General features: G+C 63.8%; 1 protein-coding gene. It reads left to right on the top strand.

Annotated elements, in window-relative coordinates; genetic code table 11:
* Nucleotides 1-610, top strand: a 610-nt coding sequence (locus AACY45_RS27470) for a hypothetical protein (protein WP_339548600.1), incomplete at both ends; no start/stop codon positions are given.

Raw genomic sequence — 610 nt, 5'->3', positions numbered from 1 at the left:
CTATGAGCAGATGGATGCGGCGATCGAGGCGCATCTGCAAAAGTTCGATCACCTGCCGGAGAAGGTCGACGGGCGCGGGCATGCGATCAAGCCGGGTGACGGCGCGAGAATCGCGAAGGCGGCAAAGCCGAAGAAGCGCAAGAGTTCTGACGGCGCCGGGGAAAATCAACCGGAGCAACGCACTGGCCCGCATCGCGCAAGCGGTGAAACGAATTCGGGAGCAACCGGAGACAGCGAACTCACGCGGAGTGCCCGACCGCCGTCAGAAGCCAACATCCAAGACGCCTATCTCGAAGGGATCGCGGCGCGGCTCAAGGTTCGGGAGCCGGGGGAGGCTGCGCCAATTGGCGCAGGCGTGCGCAAGCGCAAGACGCCTGACGCGACCATGTCGCTCACGGAATCCGATCTGCTCTATGAGGTCGGCGACTTCTACGTCATCCGGACGGCGAAGGGTGGCTTCGAGGTCTATCGCAATGGTGTGACGGCTGCCGAGCGTGTCGCTCAGATCGGCTACAAAGGCGAAAATGGACTCGCGCGCGCCAAGGCGGAAGCGGACAAGCGGGCCTGGCAGGTGTTGGCTGCAGAGGCTGCGCCAATTGGCGCAGGCGAT

The sequence above is a fragment of the Pseudomonas sp. RA_35y_Pfl2_P32 genome, assembly GCF_963970735.1.
Taxonomy (GTDB): domain Bacteria; phylum Pseudomonadota; class Gammaproteobacteria; order Pseudomonadales; family Pseudomonadaceae; genus Aquipseudomonas.
The sequence above is the reverse complement of the archived record's forward strand: the minus strand, read 5'-3'. Positions and strand labels throughout refer to the sequence as shown.